Here is a 25,122-nt window from a genome sequence, read left to right on the forward strand (position 1 = left end):
CCAGCTATTTAAATAATGCTAAAACAGCTAATAATGAGAATTGGGCTCAACTCACTGTCGAGCCCAGCAATGTTTATATGATTCCTAAAGTTTTCGTTCTAAACTCCAAAGTAAAAGTTAAAAACGATGTTGATATTGAACACCAAGTAAAACAGCGTCAGCGCTCACATCAGCAGTTATATTGGAACTCGTTCCTGGAATCGTCGTCAGGCTTTCGTCAATATTTTGTGATTCTCCGATAATAAAACCGATACCTACATCCACAGAGTTGTCTTCAGTGAAGTGGTATGTTCCGCCAACAGTCACCCAGTGGCGGTTTACATCAGGTATCGATAAAGAGGTTAACTCGTCGGTTGGAGAGATGTCGTACATGTAACCCGCTCGTAGAACGATGTCTTTCGACATGGTGTACGTACCACCAACAGAAACATGCCCTGCGTCTTTCCATTGATACTCTTTAATTGAGTCGTCATAAGAGTCAGATGTTAGCGAATCAAATTCAGACCAGTTCACCCACTGCAGGCTGTAGTGAAAAGCCCACTGTTCGTTGAGCTGGTGCCAACCGGAAAACTCTAGAGTGTCTGGTAACGGAACATTCATCTTGTCGGCAGGGACACCGCCTTTGGTAATGTCACCTTCCACTTCAATATCAGGGCTGTAACGATAGGAAATACCAAATCTGTTACTCTCGTTAACTTGATAGGTAGCACCAATATTGGCGCCCAATCCAAAACCATCAGCATCAACATCTAGAAGGTTTTTCCTGTGAATTTCGCCTTCCCCGTAGATGACATCAAGCCCAGCACCTAAATTGATTTTCTCAGACAGCTCATAGGCAACCGCAAAACCTACATTAATACTCGATAACGCTGTTTTCCCACCAAACTCATCCGCTTCGAACGACTCGTCAAACTCAACATCAGTACCGAAATTGGAATGGACTGTTGCGCCCAGAGTGAACTTAGAACCTTCGATAGGATGCACATAATGAATGTTCGGAACTAATGTCCCTGCGTCTAATGATTGGTCATCTAACATTTCAGTATCACCAATCATTGGTGTGTAGCTAACACTAGACACATCAATACCACTATCGATATAGATAGCGCCGACAGAGAGTGTTGGTTGCTCGATGTAAGCCATCGCAGCACTGTTCTTAGCAACAATCGCAGCGCTATCTGCCATCACAGCATCACCGGCGAATGCACGGCCTAAGCCTGTTGCAGACTGCGCGTTAAGTTGAAATCCAGCCGCATTAGTCAGGCAAGGAACAAGAGCAGCGGCAGTGCCCAATAAAAGTTTATTCTTCATCTTGAGGCACCTCTGTTTCGATATGATCTTCGTTATTAATGACGACTACTGCGCCGTCACTCATTACCATAGAAGCAACGGCAATTTGTTGAGTGCCCACCGCTTCACGAACGTCTGACATGTTTTCACCTGGTGTGCCCGGCAAGCCATTTTCATCAACGGGACCTTCATAGGGGAACAAATACGTACCATGCCCGCCCGTTGTGGTTCTTACCGCTCCACGCTTTTCATCAATATGTTCTGATGTACCTGTAATTGGGTCTAAGCCAAGCGCAGTAATCAGTGGTTCAGTACCAGTACGAATGTTATCTGGCGCGGTGTTTGGAATTACGCTATCTGGGACATAGTCGACGCCAACGTCACAAGTCTCCCCGCAATCTCCAACGGCAGCCAACAAAAGAGTTGGTTGCTCAGCAGCGACTTGACGAGAGATAAAGCTAGCAGGGTCTGCACTATCAATTGTGGCTTGGACCCCTTGTTTAAGGTCGGTAACAACTAAATCGAAGATGTCATTCTCTAGCTGACTAACAAGCAGCGCGTTATCAGATGAAAGCTCTACAAACTCACGAAGCGCTTCAATGCACTGCTGATTTGTTGCTTCTGTTGTACATGTATCTGGTATGACAGTTTCAGCAATGCCGCGCTGAACATCTGGAGACTTCTTAACACCTTCAGACATTTCAGGGCCTAAGGTTTGAGAAGATAGAACCAAGTTGGTTAGCCCCTGCCCCGGAACAACAAAGTTCACCGTATTGAAAGCAAAGTCTGAATTAGCCGTAAGTTCTCGAGACGCTTGACTGAATTCACTTACCATTACCGACATGATTCCACCCAACGATTGTCCAATTAAGTGGACATCATCTTTTTTTACCCACGCTTCTTTACTCAACGCATAGCGAAGACCAAGAAAGTCTGAAACAGACTGCTGGAGGTTCGAACGAAGTGCTAAAGGAGAGTCAATATTGATGAAGAACGCTTTGTTCGCTCGAGCACTAATTTCAACGCCTGTTATTTTGTCATCGTTAGGGTCAGTGTCAGTGTTGTCATAACGCATTCGTTCCCCGTGATATGGCATATCGATAGCAACAACGGCATAGCCTTTTTTTGTGTACTCGGCCGCCATCAAAGAAGCAGTGCCGCGCTCTGCAGTAACACCGTGGATAAATATCGCAGTCGGGAACCCAATAGAGGTATCTTTCGGCCTAGGCGTATCAGCATAATCAGGTAGATAGATGTCAGCAGTTATATCGAGAAATTCTATTACCTTTGGTTCTGGCATTGCTGCGGTCGGGAAACCACCTTCTTGATTAGTTATCCATTCATATAAAGGAGGACAATTTTCTTTTGGATCAAACTCATCAACAAGGCACTCGGATTCTCGAGCCTGAGTAAAAGGTAGATAAGATGGTATTCTTAACTTCTTAGAATACTGATTGTAATCCCCATTAAACTCGCGAACCGTGTCATAACCATCTAAGAATCTAGTATTAAACTTGACGTGGTTATTCCTCATTGCGTCTAGTGACGAATAAGAACTCTGAGTTTTAAATTGAGCTGCATATACAGGAATACCGTTATCTGGATATAACGCATAATATGAATCAATAGCGCTCAATACTTGCTCTTGAAGGACTTCTTCTTTTTCGCTATTTAATGGAACTTCTGAATAAATCAAATCATCAAAGCTAGCATCTGCTTTTAAAGGCTCATTAAATTCAGTTTTTACCCCATCCGTTACTACAATCGAATAAGTACGACTCTCAGCTAAGCCTGATTCACATTGAATTTTAATATTGGAACCATCAGCGGATATTTGAGTGATAACTTCTTCGCCTGTTAGGTCATCAATTAATACAACATTCCCGGCTAAGGTTTCGTTATTGAGTGGATAACGTTTGTCCGAATTAACACTTTGAAGCGGAATTAAAATCGGTTCTGCACAAAGTCCCCAACCGTCTAGGGCTGCGTATGAATTGTTGTAGTCCTGATAATAAGCATCATTGGTCGATGACATTGCGGCAGCGTCTTCACCGACACCGGATATTGTTCCATCGTCGTCATACCCATACCCATCGTTTGGTTTTGGTAGTTCATTAATGTTGTAGGGAACCAATACCGAAACGGCCTCTTGAGTCGAGTCTTCAGACTGACAGCCGAGTAAGGCAAGCGTAATTAGTCCACATATATATGGCTTATTGAAATCTTTCAAAACAGCTCCTTCGTAGCTTTCGCATTTAACTGGTGTGGTCATGCGATTTATCGTTATTTGAGTTGCCGATGGAGTCGGAGGTAAGCTCGACTTTTTATTCGTAGAGAGCAAGGCAACACAGAGTTGGAATGACACGTTGATAAAACTACGTAAGAAATTTGAGCAATTAACCCACACCCACTAAATCAGCGTCACCCGTTAATGATCCAATAGCTACTAACGGCAAGCACCTGAAACCGCATTAAACAACCTCAAAAAGGTATATAAGGAAATCTAATCAGGTTAATAATCAACATAAATTCAGATACTTAAATATCAAAGACGATGAAATCAGTAAGTTTATGTTTGTTGTAAGATTTGTTATATTTAGGTTAGAACGCTTATAACAATGAGAACCCAGATGTCTGCTGAATTTATTATCAATGATGATATACAGGTCAATTTAGAAGAGAGTGAAATCCATCACTTTAAGACGGGCCGTACCTACCCAATAGGTTCTAATGAATCAGAGCTACTTAAGTTTTTTATCTCGAGACCTAATGAGGTGATCACTCGCCAAGTTCTTATTGAACAGGTGTGGGTGTCTAAAGGTATATACGTTGAAGATGGCAGCCTAATGCAAACCATCTCGATTTGCCGAAAAGCGTTAGAAGATAAGAGTGGGATGATCATCGTCACTGAGCGCGGTAAAGGTTACCGATTTGCAGGACAAGTGACACAAGACAAAGAACGCGCGCTGCGTCAAATTCAATCGCAACCAAAGCAAGAACCGACACAACCTGAAAGCAACACAGCGCCTGAAAGCTCAACAACCAAGACAACGGCCGCTACGAAAAAAACAAACAGTCTATTAGCACTGGTTGCATTATTTGTAGTGGCTGCAGGTTTATCCCATTATTTGTTTTCTTATTTAGATAGAAATAGCCTAGGCGAAGATCTCGTGGGTCAGCATTTTATCTCATGTAAAATCGAATCCGATGAATTCACATTTAATGAGTTATTCAACGTAACGCTATATGAATATAAGGGACGAAAAATCATCATCGATAATTCAGGAAAATCTCTGAGCTTCCCTGCCGGATTTAAAGGAGTGACTTGTGAATAATAAAACGAATACAGCAATTTTTGTGGTACTTCTTGGCGTATTAGTCGGCTGGGTTTCTACCTTTATTCCCAAGTCACATCTTGAAGGGCATTATTTAGCCAATACAGCGTCGATTATTAACCCGTCCAATAATATGATTCATAACCAGTCTGCTATAAACATCGAATTTAAGAAGAATGACAGTTATGACCTATTGTACGTATCGACTAAGCAAGTCGGCTTTACGTCATCGGGATCTTACTCTGTCACTCAACACGACATCTCACTGGATGAGAACCAACACCAACAAATCATCCCTAATCGCGAGTTGTCGTTTTACGAAAAGGTGATGATAAGTGAAGGGTCTACCCTATCGTCTGATGCCATGCCTTACATTCCATTGAATAGAGAAGAGTTTTTACTCATTACTCGCTATGGGATGATTCATTTTTGTAAGAAGGTTATCTGTTCTGAGCTGCCAACGTATTCAAATGACACTCCTGACGTTGATATAAACTAAACTCGCTCGCTATTTTTAAACCTAATTATATTTGAGTGCCAACTTGTGTTTTAGCGCTTACTTATGGGAAATAAGTAGGCGTTAAACATAAGTAACCTTTAAATGTAAGTAAGCTTAAAAGCTAAGATTCTCACCTCTTTACTCCGATAAATACCCAGTTCGTTACACGTTCCCTTCCAAAGTACAAAAAACACTCACGATTTATAAAACAACACCACTATATGCAACTAGAACAATTAAAGGTGATCCAAGTTATATTCTAACAAGCCACAAAATTTGTTTATTAACATCTAAACAACAGTAGTTAATCACGATTTACAACCACAATTAACATCGAAAAAAATGTTTGTCTTAGATCATATCAACCTCAACTATGCCTCGTGCCACAGTGCAGTTTTCTGTACATTCATTGTCATATTCTGAAACACTTTCTTATATTTTTTAAACTTTGTGGAGATTTCTATGTTAGAGCTCTTGATCGGATTAGTGATTACTATTGCTGTTGGTTACTTTATTGTAAAAGGCTATAAAGCGGCGGGTGTATTACTAACTGCTGGCCTTGCCCTACTTCTTATCACCGGCCTTATTGGTCACACAGTCTTACCAGCTAAAATCGCTTCAACAGGTAACATGGTTACCGACTCACTAGAATTTGTTAAGTACATGCTTCAATACCGCGGGGGCGGCCTAGGCATGCAAATCATGCTTCTTTGTGGTTTTGCTTCTTACATGACGCACATTGGCGCTAACAACGTGGTAGTGAAGCAGTTCTCTAAACCACTTGCTGCGATCAAATCTCCCTATGTACTTCTTGTTGCGGCTTACATCGTAGCGTGTCTGATGTCTCTAGCAGTAAGTTCTGCAACGGGTCTTGGTGTGCTATTGATGGCAACCCTATTCCCAATGATGACGGCAATGGGTATTTCTCGCCCAGCGGCAGTTGCAGTTTGTGCATCACCTGCAGCCATCATTCTTTCACCAACCTCTGGTGATGTGGTTATCGCGGCAGAAAAGTCAGGCATGTCCCTTGATGTGTTTGCTGTTCAAACGGTACTACCTGTTTCTATCTGTGCAATCATCGTAATGGCGGGTGCGGCTTTCTTCTGGAACAAATACCTAGATAAGAAAGAAAACACACCAATGGAGAAAGTAGACGTTTCTGAAATTGAAACGACCGCACCGGCTTTCTACGCTGCACTTCCATTCTTACCTATCATCGGCGTTTTTCTATTCAACGGACGCACTATCCCTGGGCTTTCACTTGATATCTATACCATTGTGGTAGGTTCTATCTTCGTGGGTGCAGTTATTGATTACGTTGTTAAGAAGTTTGACGGCGAGAAAACACTAGAAGACCTAGATTCTTGCTACCAAGGTATGGCTGACGCGTTTAAAGGCGTGGTAATGCTGTTGGTTGCGGCAGGCGTATTTGCTCAAGGTCTAATGTCTATTGGTGCGATTGATAACTTAATTGGTCTTGCTGAATCGGCAGGCGCAGGCGGTATCGCATTGATGCTTATCCTGACGGGTCTAACGGTTGCTGCAGCTATCGCAACAGGTTCTGGTAACGCGCCTTTCTATGCATTCGTAGAACTGGCTCCATCATTAGCGGCGAAAATGGGCTTGAACCCAGCATTCTTAATCATCCCAATGCTTCAAGCATCTAACTTAGGCCGTACTATTTCACCAGTATCTGGTGTAATTGTAGCGACATCTGGTATGGGTAAAATCAGCCCATTTGAAGTCGTAAAACGTACTTCTGTACCGGTAATCTGTGGTCTTATTACCGTTATCTTCGGCACGCTTGTATTGGTTCCAATGGCAGCGTAAGCCTTAAGTTTCTAATCTCAAAGAACGAAGAACAAACGAACACCAATACTGATATAAAATGCGTAAACAAAAAGGCGCTGAACCTAATAAGTTCAGCGCCTTTTTTTAATATCATTTTCTCAACATCGTTAAAACTATCGAGACATGTATAAACAGTAAGGCTTGAAATAGTGTTATCTCAAAGGACCAAGCCCTACTTCATTTCACCATAGCGTTCTAGATACAGAACCGTGGCAGCGGTACGGGAAGGCACTTGTAGCTTTTTCAGTAGACTCTTCATATGTACCTTAACTGTCGATTCAGAAATAAACAGGTGATCAGCGATCTGCTTATTACGGTAACCTTTCGCGACTTCTTGAAGGATCTGCATTTCGCGTTCAGTCAGTTGGTCGAAGATATCATTGCGGCTACCAGCATCATTTAGGTAACGAGCAACCACACTGCTGTAAGCCTTGTCACCGCTGTGTGCTTGCTTAAGAAGTTCAATTAACTCATCGGGTTCTGTGTCTTTCAACAAGTAGCCATCAGCGCCCGCTTTTACAATCGCTTCAATGTCTGCAGGACTATCAGAAACCGTTAGAATAACGATATTAGCGCTTGAGCCATCAGTACGAAGTGCTTTCAGCGTATCAAGTCCAGACATGCCTTTCATATTAAGATCCAAAAGGATCAAGTCAGGTTCTTCTTCATGGGCAAGAGCGACTGCTTCAGTACCATTACTTGCTTCTGCAATCACTTCGAATTCATCTTCAAAGCTCAGTAATTGGCTTATACCTCTGCGCATCAATGGATGATCATCAACCAGCATTACTTTACAAATCGTCAACTTTAACTTCCTTCAAACTTTTATATTTCAATATGACTGTACAGCCTTCACCTTGAGCCGCTTCAATCGTTAAGTCGCCATTCAGTCTTGCCGCACGCTCCTGCATAATGCTCATCCCGTAGTGGTTCGTCTTGGAACTACTTGAGTCAAAGCCATCTCCATTATCTTTAATCACGACTAATACTTCACCGTCCTCATCGATACAGCATACATCTATCAAGTCGGCATTGGCGTGTTTTATTGCGTTTATTGTTGCTTCACGAATCAATTGAAGCAAGTGAACCTGACTGTGTGCATCAAGCTCTATGGATGAAAGATTATTGGTTAGGTTAATCTTTGCATCTGTTCTTTCACTGAGCTCTTCAAGCATGGTACTTAGAGCCTCGCCGAAGTTGCCCTCTTTTATTGTCAACCTAAAGGTTGTGAGCAACTCTCGTAATTGAGTATAGGCATCAGCTAAACCGTTGCCGATTTCCGACGCTATTTGTTCAGATTGCTCTCGATGCTGTTGTTCTGGCAACTTGCCAATCACGCGCTTCAACAACGTCACTTGGATTTTCAGATACGACAGTGATTGAGCCAATGAATCATGTAGTTCACGTGCAATTGTTGCACGCTCTTCCATAATAATAAGCTGTTCTGCTTTCTTCTGCGCACGATTATAATAGATCGCCCGTGATAACAGTTGGATAAAGCTCTCAATCAGCGTCTTGGTTGAATGGCCATGATGATATGAACAATATAAATAGCCTAAGATAAGCTCATTATCATCCAACTTCATTTCAAACTTTTCATAATCCAAGTTCGAATCATACCCTTCGTCCATAATCAATGAACGGCCCGAACTATCCGCTATCTCAAGCCTTAACGACTCTATTCCTTCCAGACTGACTAGGTGTTGCAGAATAGCTCGGAAGTTTTCTGGCGCGATACGTGTAACCGTAAGTTCTTGTGAAGAGTGATAAAGCGCCTGTAAAGATTGGTTGGCGTTTTGCAACTCAACTGTCTTAGCATCTACAACTGACTCAAGGTTTCGATAGAGCACGCCCAAATCTTTGGCCATCGAGTTAAACGTTTTAGTCAGAATGCCCAGTTCGTTGTTATTGGTAACCTTTAACTCTACCTCAAAGTCACTGTTTTTTATCCGCTGACTGGCTCCAACGAGCGCATGCAATGGCTTAACAACTTGTTTACGTACAAAATGAACAACAAAAAGAGATATGACCAAAATTCCACCGAGACCGATACCACCAGCCCACGCTAGCTTTATTAACTTGTCCTCAGAGAACTCTTGCAGCTTATAAACGAAGCCATCGATTTCAGCCACAAAGTTTTCAACCAATACGAGGTAGTGATCTCGATCTTCGCTATTCAAGACCTGCTTTAGTTCATGCCAACGGCCAATAATTAAATAGTAATCTTCAGTGATGTCTGTCGGAACATTCCAACTGACCAAATTGGTCATAGATGGCGAGTAAAGAGAACTTTCGAATTCACGAATATGAGATCCGTAATCAACGGATTCTATTTGAATATCATGGGCTAAACGGTAGCTTTGCATTCGCATTGAACCCGCCACGTTAACCGCTTCCGCATCATTCAAGCTTGAAGCCAAAGTAAAGATGGCAAAGCCAGTCGTAGCAACCGACAACAGCAGTATAGAGAGCAAGGATTTTGCTATCGTACTTGTTACAGATGAAACCGGTTTTATAAGCAAAAGTGCCTTCCTATTGATAAATGACTTGCCAGCAATGTCGTATTGTCACACATCAAAAATCATAGCTCCATTCAATATGTGATCACTCGCTCCGTAATTTATTGATCTAAGACAATATATGCCCCCAATTAGCCCTTAGGGGGTATTTATACAATTGTTTCTAAAACTACACTACTTATGAGGACAAATTACAAGATATTAATGGAATATTGACCTACAATTACAACATCTTAGCAACATCTATAGGTATTAAGTGGTAGATCTATCAAAACGCCGTCTGTTCTCTAGAAGAAAAGTTGACTCAAGCCAGATTCGTTTGCCTTGGATTAACAACCTAGAAAGCTTTACAGATGACTGTACTCGCTGCGGTAAATGCATCGAGAATTGTGAGACTAAGATAATCATTGTAGGCGATGGTGGTTTTCCCACTGTCGATTTCTCTATTGATGAGTGTACGTTCTGCTATCAATGTGCAAATGTTTGTCCTGAACCCATTTTTAAGCCAAAGCAAGGAGAGCCTTGGCAAGCAAAAGCACATATCTCTGATAAGTGTTTAGCGCAACAAAATGTTGAATGCCGAAGCTGTGGTGACATGTGTGAACCTATGGCCATTCAATTTCAACTTAGAGCAGGCAGTGTTGCTCTACCAAAAATCAAGTTAGATGAGTGTAGCGGTTGTGGAGCCTGCGTAGCAGTTTGCCCTACTTCAGCTATTCTTGTGAGTAATGCATAAAACAAAAATAACGAGAGCAATTTATGGCACTAAATGAAGTGCATATATCAAGTTTAGTCGTGCATGTGAGCCCAGAGCATCTAGACGAGATCAAAGCACAAATCGAGCAGTTCGATAATGCAGAGATTTACGGCAGTAGCCCTGAAGGCAAAATCATAGTGGTCCTAGAAACCGAAAACCAAGGTTTTGTAACGGATACCATCGAAGAAATTAATAATATTACGAACGTTTTAGGGACAGCTTTGGTTTATCACCAAATCGAAACTGGACTGGACGAAACGGATTTAGAAACTGGAAGCAACAATTCTCAACTTGAGGGTGAAGTATGAAAATGACAAGACGTGCGTTTGTGAAAGCAAACGCAGCTGCATCAGCGGCAGCCGTTGCAGGTGTAACTCTACCGGCAACAGCAACCAACCTGATTGCTAGCTCTGATCAAACAAAAATCACGTGGGATAAAGCGCCTTGTCGTTTTTGTGGTACGGGCTGTTCGGTACTGGTAGGTACTCAAAATGGTAAAGTGGTTGCGACTCAAGGCGACCCAGAAGCACCGGTAAACAAAGGCCTTAACTGTATCAAAGGCTACTTCCTTTCAAAAATCATGTACGGTAAAGACCGTCTTGAGACTCCTCTACTTCGTATGAAAGACGGTGAGTTCCATAAAGATGGTGATTTCGCACCCGTATCTTGGGACAAAGCGTTCGACGTGATGGCAGAGAAATGGAAAGCATCTCTTAAGAAGAACGGTCCAACAGGTGTTGGTATGTTCGGTTCAGGCCAGTGGACAGTAATGGAAGGCTACGCAGCCGTTAAGATGATGAAAGCGGGTTTCCGTTCTAACAACATCGATCCAAACGCTCGTCACTGTATGGCTTCAGCGGTAGGCGCATTCATGCGTACTTTCGGTATCGATGAGCCAATGGGTTGTTACGATGACTTTGAACACGCAGACGCATTCGTACTGTGGGGTTCAAACATGGCAGAAATGCACCCAGTACTATGGACTCGTATTACAGACCGTCGTCTAAGCCACCCACACGTTAAAGTAAACGTACTGTCTACTTACTACCACCGTTCTTTCGAGCTTGCAGACACGGGTTACATCTTCGAACCTCAATCAGATCTAGCAATTGCTAACTTCATTGCTAACTACATCATTCAAAACGATGCAGTTAACTGGGACTTCGTGAACAAGCACACGAACTTCAAGCAAGCAACAACAGACATCGGTTACGGCCTTCGTGACGATGACCCACTACAGAAAGCTGCCGCGAACCCTAACTCAGGCGCAATGACTGACATTAGCTTTGAAGATTACAAAGCGTCTGTTGCTGAATACACCGTAGAGAAAGCGTCTGAAATGTCAGGTGTATCTCAAGACGATCTGATCAAGCTAGCTAAGCAATACGCAGATCCAAACATCAAAGTAATGTCACTTTGGACTATGGGTATGAACCAACATACTCGTGGCGTTTGGATGAACAGCCTTGTGTACAACATCCACCTTCTTACAGGTAAGATTTCTACTCCAGGTAACAGCCCGTTCTCGTTAACTGGACAACCATCTGCGTGTGGTACAGCTCGTGAAGTTGGTACGTTCTCTCACCGTCTACCTGCAGATATGGTGGTGGCTAACCCTAAACACCGTCAGATCTCAGAAAAAATCTGGAAACTTCCAGAAGGCACTCTAAATGGCAAGCCTGGTGCTCACGCCGTTGTTCAAGACCGTATGCTTAAAGACGGTAAGATCAACGCTTACTGGGTAATGTGTAACAACAACATGCAAGCGGGTCCAAACATCAACACTGAACGTCTGCCAGGTTACCGTAATCCTGACAACTTCATTGTTGTTTCAGACCCATACCCTACCGCGACAGCACAAGCAGCAGACCTTATCCTTCCAACAGCAATGTGGATCGAAAAAGAGGGTGCTTACGGTAACGCTGAGCGTCGTACGCAAGCATGGTACCAACAAGTTAAAACCGTTGGTGATGCTAAGTCTGATTTATGGCAAATCATGGAATTCTCTAAACGCTTCACAGTTGAAGAAGTTTGGGGCGAAGAGCTTCTGGCTAAAGCGCCTGAGTACCGTGGTAAAACCATGTACGATGTGCTTTACAAAAACGGTAACGTTGATGCATTCCCACTGTCTGAAGCTCAAGAGCTTAACGACGATGCACAAGCACAAGGTTTCTACGTACAAAAAGGTCTATTCGAAGAATACGCAGCCTTTGGTCGCGGCCACGGTCACGATTTGGCACCATATGACACTTACCACAAAGTACGCGGTCTACGTTGGCCTGTTGTTGATGGTAAAGAAACGCTATGGCGCTTTAAAGAAGGTTCAGATCCATACGCTAAGAAAGGTTCTGACTGGGACTTCTACGGCAAGCCAGATGGTAAAGCACTGATCATTAATGCTCCATACGAAGCGCCACCAGAAGTACCAAACGATGAGTACGATATGTGGCTATGTACAGGTCGTGTTCTTGAGCACTGGCACACAGGTACTATGACTCGTCGTGTACCAGAACTTTACAAAGCAGTACCGGATGCACTTTGTTACATCCACCCTGCTGATGCTAAAGCTCGTGGCCTTCGCCGTGGTGATGAAGTTCTTATCGAAAACAAACGTGGTGAAGTACGCGTTCGTGTTGAAACTCGTGGTCGTAACCGTCCACCACAAGGCTTGGTATTCGTACCATTCTTTGATGCAAGAATTCTGATCAACAAGTTGATCTTGGATGCAACTGATCCTCTGTCTAAGCAGACGGATTACAAGAAGTGTCCAGTTAAGATCACTAAGGTTTCTTAAGCGCCAGGTGCTTTTAGAACCTAGATACAAGATCTAACGTATTTAATATTGCGACTACTTTTTTCGTTACTTTTTGAAAGAAGTAGTCCACTCAAAGAATTAGCCTTTAGGCGGAGAAATTAACCATGAAAAAACTGATTACTGCCCTACTATCAGCTGGTCTTTTGCTAGCTGGTGCAGTTCAAGCTGAAGCTGAACTGGATAACCCAGGCGGCATTGGTGGCGTAGAATCTCTACGTGGTGCAAGTGAACTTGAAGCAACTCGCGCAGCAGATGACTTCAAAAAGTTCCCTCGTGACCAAGTACTTGAGAGTGACTACGTATACCAACCACCTCTAGTGCCTCATACTATTCGTAGCTATGAAGTTTCTCTTAACGCTAACAAGTGTCTTTCTTGCCACAGCTGGAAAAACGCAAAAGAAATGGGTGCTACTAAAGTGAGCGTAACTCACTACATGAACCGTGAAGATGCGGTACTTGCAGACGTATCACCTCGTCGTTACTTCTGTCTACAGTGTCACGTACCTCAAGCTAATGCTAAGCCACTAGTTGAGAACGAGTTCAAACCTGTAGATTCACTGCGTTAATCGTAGCCGGACTGTAAGAGAGGCTATATATGATAAAATTACTTAAAGCGTTTTGGAAAAGACTCGCGACACCAAGTAAAGCAGCCGTAGGCGTTGTTTTATTCTTGGGTTTCTCGGGTGGTCTTTTGTTCTGGGGTGCATTCAACACGGGTATGGAGGCAACCAACACGGAAGAATTCTGTTCTGGCTGTCACGCACCTATCGTTGCTGAAATCCAAGAGACAATTCACTACTCTAACCGTTCTGGTGTTCGTGCTATCTGTTCAGACTGTCACGTACCTCATGAATGGACTGATAAAATTGTTCGTAAGGTTCAAGCATCTAAAGAGCTATACGCACACTTTATTGCGAAAACCATCAATACTGAAGAAAAGTTCAAAGCACGTCGTGCTCACCTAGCGGAACGCGAATGGGCTCGATTGAAAAAGAACGATTCACTTGAGTGTCGTAACTGTCACCAGTTCGATTACATGGACTTCTCAGAGCAGAGCCCTCGTAGTGCGAAACAACACTCGACTGCGCTAGCTTCTGGTGAAAAAACGTGTGTAGACTGTCACAAAGGTATTGCACACAAACTACCAGACATGCACGGCGTTGAAGGCTGGCAATAAGGAGCGATTGAATGAGTACTTTAGAAAGCGTAATTTGGCACATCCTAGGTTACAGCGCTATGCCAGTTATCATTCTTGGTGGCTTTGCAGGTGTTGCAGCCGTATCTCTTTGGCTTTTATCTATGACTAAAGACAAAGAAATCGATTAACAATCGAGATTACATCAACTTCTACCAGATAATGCTGATATGAGTTGATACGAAAAAGCCACTGAATTCAGTGGCTTTTTTATTATCTGACGTTGTGTATCTTTATTTTTGAATGTGACTTAACGCCCTAAGCTTCGTTTTCTGGCGCTTCTTTCTCTACGGTCTCTTTATCAACCTGCTCTTGATCGACAATCGGCAGCACCTGTTTTACATAGTTGCCTGGCGCTTTGCCTATCACAGGGTTAAGCTCTGAGCCTTGATTGAAAGGTTCGATTTTTTCGTCAGTTTCAAAACCTTGGAGCCACTGATTCCAGTGTGTCCACCAAGACCCCTCATTATGAGTCGCATTAGTTAGCCACTCATCCGCCGAGTCGTCTAGGTTGTCATTCAGCCAGAACCCGTACTTCTTCTTGTCTGGGTGATTAACAATACCCGCAATATGACCAGATTCACCAAGAACGAACGTCTTGTTGCCACCGGTATTCAAGGCACCACGGTAAGTCCCCTGCCACAACGCGATATGATCTTCCTTGGCTGAAATGAAGTAGCTTGGTATTTTTATCTTATTCAGATCAATCCAAACACCGCCCACTTTCACGCCTTTGTCTTGAACCAGTTTGTTTTCAAGATAAAGCTCTCGCAACAAGAAGTTATGACACTTGGCCGCCACGTTTGTGCTGTCACTGTTCCAGTACAGAAGATCAAACTCCATCGGGCTGCTGCCTTTGAGGTAGTTATCAATGTAGTAGTTCCAGTACAGACTGTTTTCACGAAGCAAACTGAACGTCACGCTCAATGAGCGACCATCCATATAGCCTTTGCCATCGTTCTGCTTCTCAATCGCCTTGATGATTGTCTCATTGATATACGCGCCAACCTCTCCTGGCTGCGAGAAATCCAACAAGGTGGTAAAGAAGGTCGTGGTTTTAATACGTTTCTTCATGCGTTTCGCAGCGTAGTAAGCCACCGTAGAAGCCAACACCGTGCCGCCAATACAGTAACCGGCCGCGTTGATTTGCTCTTTACCTGTGATATCTTCAATTGCAGCAACGGCTTTAACCACGCCTTCCGTGACATAGTCACCGAATTCTTGATCTTTCTGCGCCTCGCCCGGATTACGCCAAGACATCATGAACACGCTGTGCCCTTGCTCAAGCAACCAGCGTACCATCGAGTTCTTCTCACGAAGGTCGAGAATGTAGTACTTGTTGATAAACGGCGGAACAATCAGCAAAGGCGTCGCATTGACCTGCGGTGTCTTTGGATAGTATTGAATGAGTTCAAACAGCTCGTTTTGAAAGACAACATCACCCTCGGTATTCGCAACATCCACACCCAATCGGAAGGCGTTATTGTTGGTCATGCGGATCTTGAGGATATCAGCACTCGCTTCAACATCTGCTTGTAACTGCTCTAACCCATCGAGAAGGTTTTCACCATTTCGCTCAAGCGTCAGTTTCATCAACTCTGGATTCGTTGCAATAAAGTTACTTGGAGAAAGTGCATTGATTGCCTGACGAGAAAAGAACGCCACTCGCTCTTTGGTTTTTTCGTCAATACCTTCGATCGAGTTGATGGTATCGATATAGCTTTTACTGAACAACAAATAGGATTGTTTGATAAAGCTGTAGAACGGGTCGTTTTTCCACGCTTCATCAATAAAGCGCTTGTCGCTGCGGTCTTCTGAGATAACACTCTCGGTGTTGCCCATCAGCGCGGCATTCTGCCAGATCTTAAGTTGCTGTTCCCACCATTGAGATTGCAACTGAAGCAGAACGGCAGGTTGGTTGGCGGCTTGCTCGAAGATTTTTGATGCATCATCAAAGTTCAATTCTTGCATCGCTTGGTTTAGGGGAGATTGCGCGGCTTCCTTGTTTTGTTCAAAGCTTTCCCACCATTGCTGGTTCGTTTGTTGAAGTTTAACAAGGTAGTCCGAAAAGAAGTGTTGAAACATAACATGACTCCAATAATCGGAAAATCGCCACCGAACCTCACAGTAAACACTGCGCTAACTCGATGGCGATTAAATTTATGCAGGTGTAACTGTTTTCAAGTTTTCAGTTGTTAGTGTTTCAACATCTTCTTTGAACTCTTTTGCAGCAGCTTGCATTTTTGAGCTATCACTCATCATCTGTTGAGACAGTTGAGTTAGCGCTGCTAGTTGCTGGCTGTTGAACGCCGTTAGGCTAGTCACGTCTTTGATTTCAGTCACTGCTTTCATTTGTGCAAGACCCATGTCCGTGTAAGTCTGCATTGCATTCATTTGCAGTTCAGTCATCGTTTGGACGTTCTTTGCAACCAACTTGTTGAACTTTAAGTACGGTTCAAATTGCTTTTCAGTTTGGTCAGTAATTGTTTTGAAAATATCCGTGTACATAAGTAACTCCTGATGAATACATAGTTTAATAAATTTGTGTCACTATCGTTTCAGCCAACGCTCATCGATTAACTCACGATGCTTTGAAAAGCTGATCCGATATTTAAGCTTGCTACCGATATATCAGGATCTAACCTTCAATACCTTTTAGCAAAACAGCGGTTCCCATTCCTCCACCCACACAGAGTGAAGCAACGCCATAAGTCGTTTTCTGTTCAAGCATTTCATGGATGAGTGAAACAATAATTCGATTGCCTGACGCACCTAAAGGATGGCCAAGTGCGATTGCACCACCATTCACATTGACCTTTGGCTTGAACTCATCAAGCGGTAAGTCATGCTGCTCTGACAATTGGTACATTACGCCAAGAGCTTGTGCTGCAAACGCTTCATTCAATTCAAACAAATCTACTTCTTCTAGAGTGAGATTTGCCTTATCAAGCGTTTTAGAAACGGCTTCTACTGGGCCTAAACCCATGATCTTTGGATCTAATCCAGACTGTGCGTAGCTCGTTAGCTCTACCAGTGGTGTCAGTCCGTATTTCGCTACTGCACTCTCTGATGCCAAGATAATTGCGCTCGCGCCGTCGTTGATTCCTGATGCGTTGCCCGCCGTTACGGTTCCTTCACGGTCGAATGCCGGACGAAGCTTTTGTAGGCCTTCGAATGTTGCGTCAGATTTCGGATACTCATCAGTATCAAAAGTGACAGTCTGTCTGCGTTGCTTCACTTCGACTGGCACGATTTGCTCTGTGAATTTGCCAGCTTCGATAGCCGCGACCGCTTTCTGTTGGCTCTCTAACGCATAGTTATCTTGAGCGAGGCGTGAAATGTTCAATGCATTCGCGATGTTTTCAGCCGTCATGCCCATGTGGTAATTGTTAAACGCATCCGTTAAACCATCACCTACCAACAGATCTTTCATCGAAATGTCGCCCATCTTGTGTCCGTTACGAATACTTGGCGGAACCACAAAAGGGATTTGAGACATCACTTCAACACCGGCAGCAACCACCACTTCAGCGTCTTGCGCTTTAATGTGCGCCGCCGCATCCATCACTGACTTCATGCCACTGCCACAAATCATGTTGACGCCGTACGCTGGCGTTTCTTCTGCAAGCCCTGCGTAGATTGAAGCTTGACGCGCTACACCCATGCCTTGCCCAGCAGAAATAACGTTACCGACGATCACTTCATCAACCGCATCTAGCGGAAGGTCTGCAGCTTCTAGTGCACCTTTAATCGCGACCCCAGCTAATTCGCCTGCTGACACGTTCTTTAGCGAACCTGTAAATGCGCCAATGGGTGTACGCTTTGCTGCAACAATAATTACTTTTTCCATCATTCCATTCCCTTGAAGTTCACCGATTAGTGCATGTACAAGCCGCCATTCACAGACAGAGTCTCGCCTGTAATGTAAGCACCTGAATCACTCGCTAAAAAGCCCACTGCATCTGCAATCTCAACAGGTGTAGCCAAGCGTTTCATTGGGATTTGATTCTTGATTGAATCCAGTACTTCAGGCTTCATTTGCTCAACCATAGGTGTTGCAGTGTAGCCAGGGGCAATCACGTTCACTGTTACGCCGCTACGAGCGCCTTCTGCAGCCAAGGCTTTAGAGAAACCAATCATTCCCGCTTTAGCCGCGGAGTAGTTGGTTTGTCCGAATTGACCTTTAAGACCGTTCACTGAAGAAATGTTGATGACTCGGCAGTTGCCCTTTTCGCACATAGGCGCGAACAGAGGCTGTGTTACATTGAAAAGACTGTTGAGGTTAGTCTCAATCACTTCTTTCCATGCTTCCGCGTCCATCTTTTTAAAGACGCTGTCACGCGTAATACCTGCATTGTTTACCAACACATCAACCGTGCCTTCTTCTTCCAACAACTTGCTTAAGCTCAGTGCACATTCAGCGGTGTTAGTTACATCTAATTCAAACAGTCTCACTTGATCTTCAGTGAATTGTTTTTCATTAAACCAATCTAATGCACATTGATAATTCCCAGTAAAATAGGTCGCGATCACACGATATCCATCCGCGACTAATTTAGAAGATATTGCTGATCCGATACCGCCTTTTGACCCTGTAATCAAAGCAAGCTTTTTCATTAATGGTTCCATCCCTTACAAGCAATTAAATAACAATGGTGTTAATAAGATAATGTCTTATTTGATAATTAAACTTTACGTTTTGCTTTAATTAAACCCTACATCTCAAAATCAAAAAGTATTATTACAAATACAAAATATTTTGATGTTATGACTCAAAACTTGACTTACATCTCAAAAGCCATGAAATGTTATGAGCATGTAAACAGTGGTAAGCCACTGATATTAAGTGACTTTATTTAATTTCAATTATATCACTAAGCCGATAAGCTATTGTTTACCATAAATAAAATGATGTTCTCTAACTTATTTCAAGAATAATGCAACATTGGAAAATTAAATAGTTGATGGTGCAAATAATAATCAAACCATTATTTCTTATTAATAAATCTATCGAAGTTAACCTATATCGATTTCAATATAATTTAGTGCTTAAATTCATAGTAACTAACCGTTTGATTAGGGTAAAAAAACAAATGGGCAATAAAAAAGCCCACTCTCACAGAGAGTAGGCTTTCGGTCTAAATCAATAAATATAAAGGTTAATCGCTATTAATACATCTAATATTAATAACGGAGTGGATCTTACTTAGTAAATATTTCATTTGTATTTACATCCAAATAAATTTTATTTTCAAGAGATAAACCACCGCAATAGATAAAATAGACATCTCGGTCACTGTACTTCACCGATTTCACCCAACCGCCTAATTCTTCGAAATCACTTGGCGCACATTCGCCATCAGAGATCAGCTTCGCGACCGTATTACGAAACTTCTCTTGATGGATCTTAAGGTCATCGGATTTAACCAAGTAAGAGTCCAGTATTTCTTTATTTTCTTTCTCAGAAATGAGCACTTCGTCATTCGACAAGCCAGACATCGAAACCCATTCAGCAGTCTGTGGACCACCTTCTTTTAAGACGATGTAATCTGAGATACGAGCCCATTCGCCTTGTTTCTCTAATACTTCGACTTTTTCACCTTTGTAGAGATAATCTGTTATCAGCCCATCAATTTCAGGTTGCTCTACCACTTCAAGCTTTCTATCCAAAACGTAAAATTCCGTCTGTTCTGGTTCAGGCTGAAGATCCATAATGGGTACAAGGTCAGATTCTGACTGCTGAGTAACTTCTACAGCTGGCTCTTCCATTTTCTCTGGTGGAATTGGGTCTTTATTCATGACCAAGAAGTAATACGCAGCTCCTCCTCCGCCCAATATTAACAACACAAGTAAAGCGATCAGCGCTTTTTTCATCAAATCCACCAGCTCTTCCGTTTTAGGTATCTTTCAAGTGTACATCAACTCATGCTGCTGCTCATCTATACTCTCTACAGAGAACGCGGTAAGTAGAGGAAAGTCATGAGTTTTTGGGTGAAGGTTATCATTGTGTGTGTACCTTTGAGTGCTAATGTCGTGCTAGCAAACCAATGTAGCAGTGAAAACTGGCAATTACTGCTGGATCGCCAGCTCTCATTTGAAGGACGTTACAACCAATACACCAAAGAATTCAACCAAGTTCTCTCAACCTACAAATCACAAACGCTGTTATCCAAACATTTCACCAAAAAGCAGATCATTGAGCTTTGGGCAAAGTACGAACAAAGATTTAATGTACAGCTCAATAGTCATATGAATACTGCTTACGATGTCTCTGAGGTTCTATTAAAACAGGCATACGTTGTGTCTACCGAGTTAGATGGGGCTGAGTCTCTCACACATTCTTGGCAAGCCGTCGCTAAACATTGTGCTAGAGCAAAACTACCGAGACAAACAGAAAGTGCGCAAGTGCACGTACAAAGCTCACAATCACTCTCCCGAGATCTCCATACACTCAGTGAAAAATTCCGTCAGCTGTCTTCAAAATACCGCAGAGAAGCGACGATGATTGATGAAGCGCGCCACATAAACCAACCGGTAAACGATGCATCAAACTGAAATCACCATTAGATTCTCTCACTCGTTCGACTGGACTTTTCCGATAAATATGCCCAATCCCATTCATAATATTCTAAGAACTCGTTAATCAAAGCTTTATCAATAGGTTGTAAAAGTAATGTGCTATCTATCAACAATGAAGTTCAATTTCCGACCAATGCAAGCGAGTATGTGAGATATTCATCACAAAATAGATTTACAAACGCCAGAAAATTGTTATCATGAATCTTCATATAACTTAATAACAAGAAACATTTTGGCTAGGTAATATGCAAAAGACTATGGCTTTCAACTGCTTGAGTAACACGGAATGGACTGCAGAGATAAGAGGTAAACTTTTATCTGTAGCTAAACACATGGAAGAGTTCGGTTCAGTAAGTGAGCTAGAGCTATGTAAGATATTTGGAGAGACAATTTGGAATGACGGCGTGGATTATCATTCACATGCTTTTTCATTCAGAATTAATACACAAACTGGGGATTGTTCGATCTCTAACTTTAAGTATCACTAAGTTTTGCACCTATCATATACGGAGTACCTTTCACGAGGTGCTCCGTTTTTTATTGCCTGAAGCCTGACACTTAATGGATGATTTTTGATATTGACCGCGCTTCTACTTCAGGAGCAAACCATTTCGTTTTCAGCTCATTCTGCCTTCGTGTTACTGCTCAGAGTTTGGCTTAATCGGTATAAATTGGCAGTGGTGCATTGCCTTTTACTTGTCTTATCGCAAGGTGAGTATGAATATCTTTCACGTTAGAGAGCCTTTGAAGTTTTCTTGTAAATGCCTCGTAGGCCATCAAGTTCGGGCTAACCACTTCTAGCAAATAGTCATAAGCCCCAGATACAACGTGGCAACTGATCACCTCTTCCATCTCTACAACAGCCGCTTCAAACTTATCTATCGACACTTCTTGGTGGTTGTTTAGGCTCACCTCAACAAACACACTCATTGCGATGCCGACTTGTTCTCGTGACAAGCTCACACGATAACCGTCAATAATGCCCTTTTCTTCTAGCCTTTTGACTCGTCTTGCACAAGGCGAAGGTGATAAACCCACTTCATCAGCAAGTTCAGCCGTGGTTAACCTGCCATCTTTTTGTAGCAGTTCGAGAAGATGTCTATCAATTCTATCCATAGTAAATGCCAAACATTAGTTAAATCCGTTAATTATTTGGCAAATGTTAGCAGAAATCATCAACGATAGTTCAAGTTAGGCCAAAACTTGCCAACCTGTGGCACAACAACTATTCCATAATGAGTCATCACTCACTTTCCTTCAATATTATGAATCTTGGCTACTTATCTATTACTGTCACCCTACTCATTTGGGCGAGCTTTTTCCTGTCTCTTAAAGGCGGCGCAAATTCAGATTTAACACCTGCCGATATCGCTCTCACAAGATTTCTCATACCGGCTGTGGTGTTATTGCCTTTGATGTGGAAAGCACGCAGCACGATTGTTCAAGTCCCTAAACGATATCTAACGGGTATGTTGGTGGGTAGCGGGTTGCCTTATCTGCTTGTTGCAGGAACGGCGATGCAGTTTGTTCCGGTATCACATGGCAGTGCTCTTGTTCCGGGCACGCTTCCTCTGTTCGTCACAGGAATTGCGGTACTCTTTTTTAAGCAGCCACTCAGCCGACATCGTGTTGTTGGTTTAGGTTTGGTTTTGCTCGGCATACTGTTGTTTTTAGGGAGTAGCTTAAGCAGCTTCAACTTCGAATACACCAAAGGTCATTTGTTGTTTTTATGCGGAAGCTTAATGTGGGCGATGTTCACCATCTCAGCCCGTGTCGCTAATCTTAATGCGTTAGTCAGTGCCGGTTTTATTTCTCTCTGTTCTACTTTGCTTTTACTCGTCCTAATCCTTACTGGAACCCTCCCAAGCCACCTAATGGACACACCAATCGCTAATTGGCCCTTCACAGAGCTTGCCATTCATTCAGCAGTACAAGGCGTTGGGGCGGGTTTAATCGCGGCGTTCACTTACCTTTATGCGGTTAATACCTTAGGGGCTGAACGCTCTGCCGCTTTTGGCAGTGCAACACCCGCAGTGGCGACCTTGTTGGCGATCCCACTATTCAACGAGATTCCTGATGCGATGACTTGGCTCGCCCTTGGTTCTATTTGCATCGGCAGTTTGGTCGCGAGCAACATATTCATGAGAAACGACCAGTCGATGCAGTACCAACCGCCAAGCCATAGCAAAGCCTGATACTGGGTTCAAACCTAAATACAGTTCCCCTAAGCATCGATTTTAGGGCTTGTAGTACACAGATAAGCCTACAAACGTAGGCTTATCTAAAATCTGCTTTTTCTAAACTCGCTTCTCCATTAAACTGTCCGACCTTTTTGCAGATCCAAGAGAACACCATGCAACGCGACTACACCTTAAATTGCTTAATTACCATGCCTCGCCATGAACTAGAAGAATTTAGTTTAAGAATGATTCATCGCCTTGTTCCTGAAGATGCAATGACGGAATTATTTACGTTCGAGCAAGAAGAAGTCACCAGCGAAGAACGCATGCAATCAGCGAAATTTGACGCAATGCTTCGAATGACCGCTATCGCGCTTGGTGAAGTGAACCTCGCCTTCTCTGAGTCGGATAACTCGCAACAGAACATCGAGCGTATGACTCGCCTACTGCTTTGGCACTTCTACTCAATTTCTTTCAACCTTGAAGAAGCAATCGCAATCGAAGTGCACTGTGAGAAAGTTGAGAAGATCTTAAAGAACGCACCTAAAGATGCGTTTGGCTGGGTTAAAGAATTAACTGAGCTGCTTCACTTCTACGCGAAAGTGAACGAAGGCAACGAAGACAGTAAAGACGCTTAACGTTAGTTCTACGCAAGAACACATCAAGCTAAACGAAGGCAGATAGAGCTATACCGAAGGCAAGTAAAAGCTTTGCTGAAAGGAGTTCTCTGCCTTTGTTGTTTCTAGCACGCTGTGATGTAACATCAGTATCGACTGCGCGATTTTAGTTCCAATACCTAACGATCCGTTTGGCGCTTCTTGTTCAACCTCATTATGAATCACCACCTTCACCCGTTTTGAATTCGCTTCAAAACCAGCCTCTAACGACACCACGGTGCCACTTGGGCTATGCCTCAATGCATTATCTAACAGATTCAAAATCAACCTCTCAAGCAGATCACTGTCACCCACAGCCTTGATTCCATTAGGCATATTAACGTTCAACTCAACATTTTTATGGCGATATTGGCTTTGTATCGTTTCTAAGCATTCGCTCATCAGCCCATTGAAATCGATTGAAGCGTATTGATATGTGGGTACCGGGTTATCATTCTTGGCGCTATCTAACAGCGAATGGAGCTGTTCAGACAACTTGTTGCCGTTACGGTAAGCAACGTCAATTAACGGGTCTGATTGCGGGTTTTGAATCTTCCACGTTTCCAGGTAACCCAACACACTCGACAATGGCGTTTTCAAATCATGACTGAGCTGTAATAAGCTTTGTCTGCGGTGTGATGACTGATATTCAAGTTGCAAAAACTGCTGTTGAATGTGCTTCGCCATCAACTGATACGAGCGTGCAATCGGCACCAATTCTGGTACTTGATGAATGAAGTTCGGATCCAATCGAAAATCTTGCTCTGCTTGCTGCTGTAGCTTGTTGGTTACTGCTTCTATTGGGTTTAACAGGCTACGTTTAACCAATAGATAAGCCCCAACTGCAAAACCTAAGATAGAGATAAGCATGAGCCCCGCGAGCGCAATGTATGGTGTGTCGACCTGCGAATTGGCAATCACGGTGTGACGATTACTGCCAATCAAAACGTACAGATAGCCAACAGTCGAACCTAGCTCTTCAATCGCTGCTACGGAAAACACCTTACGAGCCCCCGGATTGATCGGATCTTCCCCCAGAATGGGATAAGGCTCGTCGTTTAAAAACTGTTGAATAGGTGCTAAGTCTATCTGGTTCGCTAAGACAGTGCCTTCTGGCGCAGCATGAGTCGTAATCTTGCCCTGACTATCGAGGAAATAGATATCGAAATCTGGCCCTATCAACATCAAGGTGTGGAAAATGGATTTGAGCGCTTTAGGGTTGTAGTCGGTACCAATCATCAGAGGATTATCATCGCGCATATGAACCGCGAGCTCTTTGTGTAAGCTCTGTTTAGTTCTCTGCTCTATGGTCTCTTTTTGCCAATGATAGGTGTAAGCAATCACCACACTCACGAGAAGAAACCACAAACTGGTGAACAACACTAAACGCGATTTGAAACTCATGTTCCCTCCTCGATGGCTCGTAGATCTTCCAGGCTTTTAAGT

Annotated in this window: 24 protein-coding genes; 13 read left to right on the plus strand and 11 right to left on the minus strand. The window is 43.1% G+C overall.

Annotated elements, in window-relative coordinates:
• Positions 1 to 117: 117 nt before the first annotated feature.
• Together MSG35_RS00320 and MSG35_RS00325 are read right to left on the minus strand one after the other, a co-directional pair.
• Positions 118 to 1,311 (minus strand): outer membrane protein transport protein, encoded by a 1,194-nt coding sequence (locus MSG35_RS00320; protein WP_248382421.1) that lies wholly within the window; start codon positions 1,309 to 1,311, stop codon positions 118 to 120.
• A complete protein-coding gene (locus MSG35_RS00325) occupies positions 1,301 to 3,562 on the minus strand; it encodes a lipase (RefSeq protein WP_248382422.1) in 2,262 nt (753 codons plus the stop codon). The genes MSG35_RS00320 and MSG35_RS00325 overlap by 11 nt, the downstream gene beginning before the upstream one ends.
• Before the next feature lie 358 nt (positions 3,563 to 3,920).
• Between MSG35_RS00325 and MSG35_RS00330 the strand changes: the two genes are divergently transcribed.
• From MSG35_RS00330 to dcuC, 3 genes are all read left to right on the plus strand, one after another.
• Positions 3,921 to 4,625, plus strand: coding sequence for a winged helix-turn-helix domain-containing protein (locus MSG35_RS00330; protein WP_248382423.1), 705 nt, complete (start codon positions 3,921 to 3,923; stop codon positions 4,623 to 4,625).
• Entirely contained in the window at positions 4,618 to 5,124 is a 507-nt protein-coding gene (locus MSG35_RS00335) for a hypothetical protein (RefSeq protein ID WP_050634228.1), read from the plus strand. Before MSG35_RS00330 ends, MSG35_RS00335 begins: the two co-directional genes overlap by 8 nt.
• A 462-nt stretch (positions 5,125 to 5,586) precedes the next feature.
• Positions 5,587 to 6,954 (plus strand): anaerobic C4-dicarboxylate transporter DcuC, encoded by a 1,368-nt coding sequence (dcuC, locus tag MSG35_RS00340; RefSeq protein WP_029405584.1) that lies wholly within the window; start codon positions 5,587 to 5,589, stop codon positions 6,952 to 6,954.
• Between the two features lie 193 nt (positions 6,955 to 7,147).
• On the opposite strand, the gene MSG35_RS00345 is transcribed toward dcuC, so the two are convergent.
• Positions 7,148 to 7,780 (minus strand): response regulator, encoded by a 633-nt coding sequence (locus MSG35_RS00345; protein ID WP_008219279.1) that lies wholly within the window; start codon positions 7,778 to 7,780, stop codon positions 7,148 to 7,150.
• Positions 7,767 to 9,497 (minus strand): nitrate/nitrite two-component system sensor histidine kinase NarQ, encoded by a 1,731-nt coding sequence (narQ, locus tag MSG35_RS00350; RefSeq protein WP_248382424.1) that lies wholly within the window; start codon positions 9,495 to 9,497, stop codon positions 7,767 to 7,769. The genes MSG35_RS00345 and narQ overlap by 14 nt, the downstream gene beginning before the upstream one ends.
• 253 nt (positions 9,498 to 9,750) lie before the next feature.
• Here narQ and napF point away from each other — a divergent pair, with 253 nt between their 5' ends.
• The 6 genes from napF (at position 9,751) to MSG35_RS00380 (ending at position 14,392) form a co-directional block, all read left to right on the plus strand.
• Entirely contained in the window at positions 9,751 to 10,230 is a 480-nt protein-coding gene (napF, locus tag MSG35_RS00355; protein WP_248382425.1) for a ferredoxin-type protein NapF, read from the plus strand.
• A 23-nt stretch (positions 10,231 to 10,253) separates the two neighbouring features.
• Positions 10,254 to 10,559: a chaperone NapD gene (locus MSG35_RS00360; protein ID WP_019824440.1), complete on the plus strand. Its 306-nt coding sequence runs from the start codon at positions 10,254 to 10,256 to the stop codon at positions 10,557 to 10,559.
• Positions 10,556 to 13,045, plus strand: a complete 2,490-nt coding sequence (gene napA, locus MSG35_RS00365; RefSeq protein WP_248382426.1) for a periplasmic nitrate reductase subunit alpha — start codon at positions 10,556 to 10,558, stop codon at positions 13,043 to 13,045. The genes MSG35_RS00360 and napA overlap by 4 nt, the downstream gene beginning before the upstream one ends.
• Before the next feature lie 125 nt (positions 13,046 to 13,170).
• Positions 13,171 to 13,632 (plus strand): nitrate reductase cytochrome c-type subunit, encoded by a 462-nt coding sequence (locus MSG35_RS00370; RefSeq protein ID WP_017062614.1) that lies wholly within the window; start codon positions 13,171 to 13,173, stop codon positions 13,630 to 13,632.
• 29 nt (positions 13,633 to 13,661) lie between these two features.
• Complete coding sequence (locus tag MSG35_RS00375; protein WP_009845456.1) at positions 13,662 to 14,243, plus strand: NapC/NirT family cytochrome c; 582 nt, start codon at positions 13,662 to 13,664, stop codon at positions 14,241 to 14,243.
• A gap of 11 nt (positions 14,244 to 14,254) precedes the next feature.
• Positions 14,255 to 14,392, plus strand: coding sequence for a TIGR02808 family protein (locus tag MSG35_RS00380; RefSeq protein WP_004731329.1), 138 nt, complete (start codon positions 14,255 to 14,257; stop codon positions 14,390 to 14,392).
• A gap of 127 nt (positions 14,393 to 14,519) precedes the next feature.
• On the opposite strand, the gene phaC is transcribed toward MSG35_RS00380, so the two are convergent.
• The 5 genes from phaC to MSG35_RS00405 form a co-directional block, all read right to left on the minus strand.
• Positions 14,520 to 16,346, minus strand: coding sequence for a class I poly(R)-hydroxyalkanoic acid synthase (gene phaC / locus MSG35_RS00385; protein ID WP_248382427.1), 1,827 nt, complete (start codon positions 16,344 to 16,346; stop codon positions 14,520 to 14,522).
• Positions 16,347 to 16,421: 75 nt separating this feature from the next.
• Positions 16,422 to 16,769, minus strand: a complete 348-nt coding sequence (locus tag MSG35_RS00390; RefSeq protein ID WP_048613546.1) for a phasin family protein — start codon at positions 16,767 to 16,769, stop codon at positions 16,422 to 16,424.
• A gap of 130 nt (positions 16,770 to 16,899) precedes the next feature.
• Positions 16,900 to 18,111, minus strand: a complete 1,212-nt coding sequence (locus MSG35_RS00395) for an acetyl-CoA C-acetyltransferase (protein WP_248382428.1) — start codon at positions 18,109 to 18,111, stop codon at positions 16,900 to 16,902.
• 26 nt (positions 18,112 to 18,137) lie between these two features.
• Positions 18,138 to 18,878 carry an SDR family oxidoreductase gene (locus tag MSG35_RS00400; RefSeq protein ID WP_048606360.1) on the minus strand — a complete coding sequence of 247 codons (741 nt, stop codon included), beginning with the start codon at positions 18,876 to 18,878 and terminating at the stop codon, positions 18,138 to 18,140.
• Between the two features lie 585 nt (positions 18,879 to 19,463).
• Complete coding sequence (locus tag MSG35_RS00405; RefSeq protein ID WP_248382429.1) at positions 19,464 to 20,144, minus strand: SH3 domain-containing protein; 681 nt, start codon at positions 20,142 to 20,144, stop codon at positions 19,464 to 19,466.
• A 96-nt stretch (positions 20,145 to 20,240) separates the two neighbouring features.
• Here MSG35_RS00405 and MSG35_RS00410 point away from each other — a divergent pair, with 96 nt between their 5' ends.
• Positions 20,241 to 20,816 (plus strand): hypothetical protein, encoded by a 576-nt coding sequence (locus MSG35_RS00410; RefSeq protein WP_048606355.1) that lies wholly within the window; start codon positions 20,241 to 20,243, stop codon positions 20,814 to 20,816.
• 269 nt (positions 20,817 to 21,085) lie between these two features.
• Positions 21,086 to 21,328 carry a hypothetical protein gene (locus MSG35_RS00415; protein ID WP_248382430.1) on the plus strand — a complete coding sequence of 81 codons (243 nt, stop codon included), beginning with the start codon at positions 21,086 to 21,088 and terminating at the stop codon, positions 21,326 to 21,328.
• 169 nt (positions 21,329 to 21,497) lie between these two features.
• Here MSG35_RS00415 and MSG35_RS00420 read toward each other — a convergent pair whose 3' ends face one another.
• Positions 21,498 to 21,956 (minus strand): Lrp/AsnC family transcriptional regulator, encoded by a 459-nt coding sequence (locus MSG35_RS00420; RefSeq protein ID WP_017062622.1) that lies wholly within the window; start codon positions 21,954 to 21,956, stop codon positions 21,498 to 21,500.
• A gap of 149 nt (positions 21,957 to 22,105) precedes the next feature.
• Here MSG35_RS00420 and MSG35_RS00425 point away from each other — a divergent pair, with 149 nt between their 5' ends.
• Together MSG35_RS00425 and MSG35_RS00430 are read left to right on the plus strand one after the other, a co-directional pair.
• On the plus strand, positions 22,106 to 23,035 hold the full coding sequence (locus tag MSG35_RS00425) for a DMT family transporter (RefSeq protein WP_248383220.1): 930 nt from the start codon (positions 22,106 to 22,108) through the stop codon (positions 23,033 to 23,035).
• Between the two features lie 158 nt (positions 23,036 to 23,193).
• On the plus strand, positions 23,194 to 23,658 hold the full coding sequence (locus tag MSG35_RS00430) for a hypothetical protein (protein WP_017062624.1): 465 nt from the start codon (positions 23,194 to 23,196) through the stop codon (positions 23,656 to 23,658).
• A gap of 48 nt (positions 23,659 to 23,706) precedes the next feature.
• On the opposite strand, the gene MSG35_RS00435 is transcribed toward MSG35_RS00430, so the two are convergent.
• Complete coding sequence (locus MSG35_RS00435) at positions 23,707 to 25,080, minus strand: HAMP domain-containing sensor histidine kinase (RefSeq protein WP_248382431.1); 1,374 nt, start codon at positions 25,078 to 25,080, stop codon at positions 23,707 to 23,709.
• Positions 25,081 to 25,122: the final 42 nt, after the last annotated feature.

It is taken from the genome of Vibrio sp. 1CM23M (assembly GCF_023161755.1).
Classification (GTDB): domain Bacteria; phylum Pseudomonadota; class Gammaproteobacteria; order Enterobacterales; family Vibrionaceae; genus Vibrio; species Vibrio coralliirubri.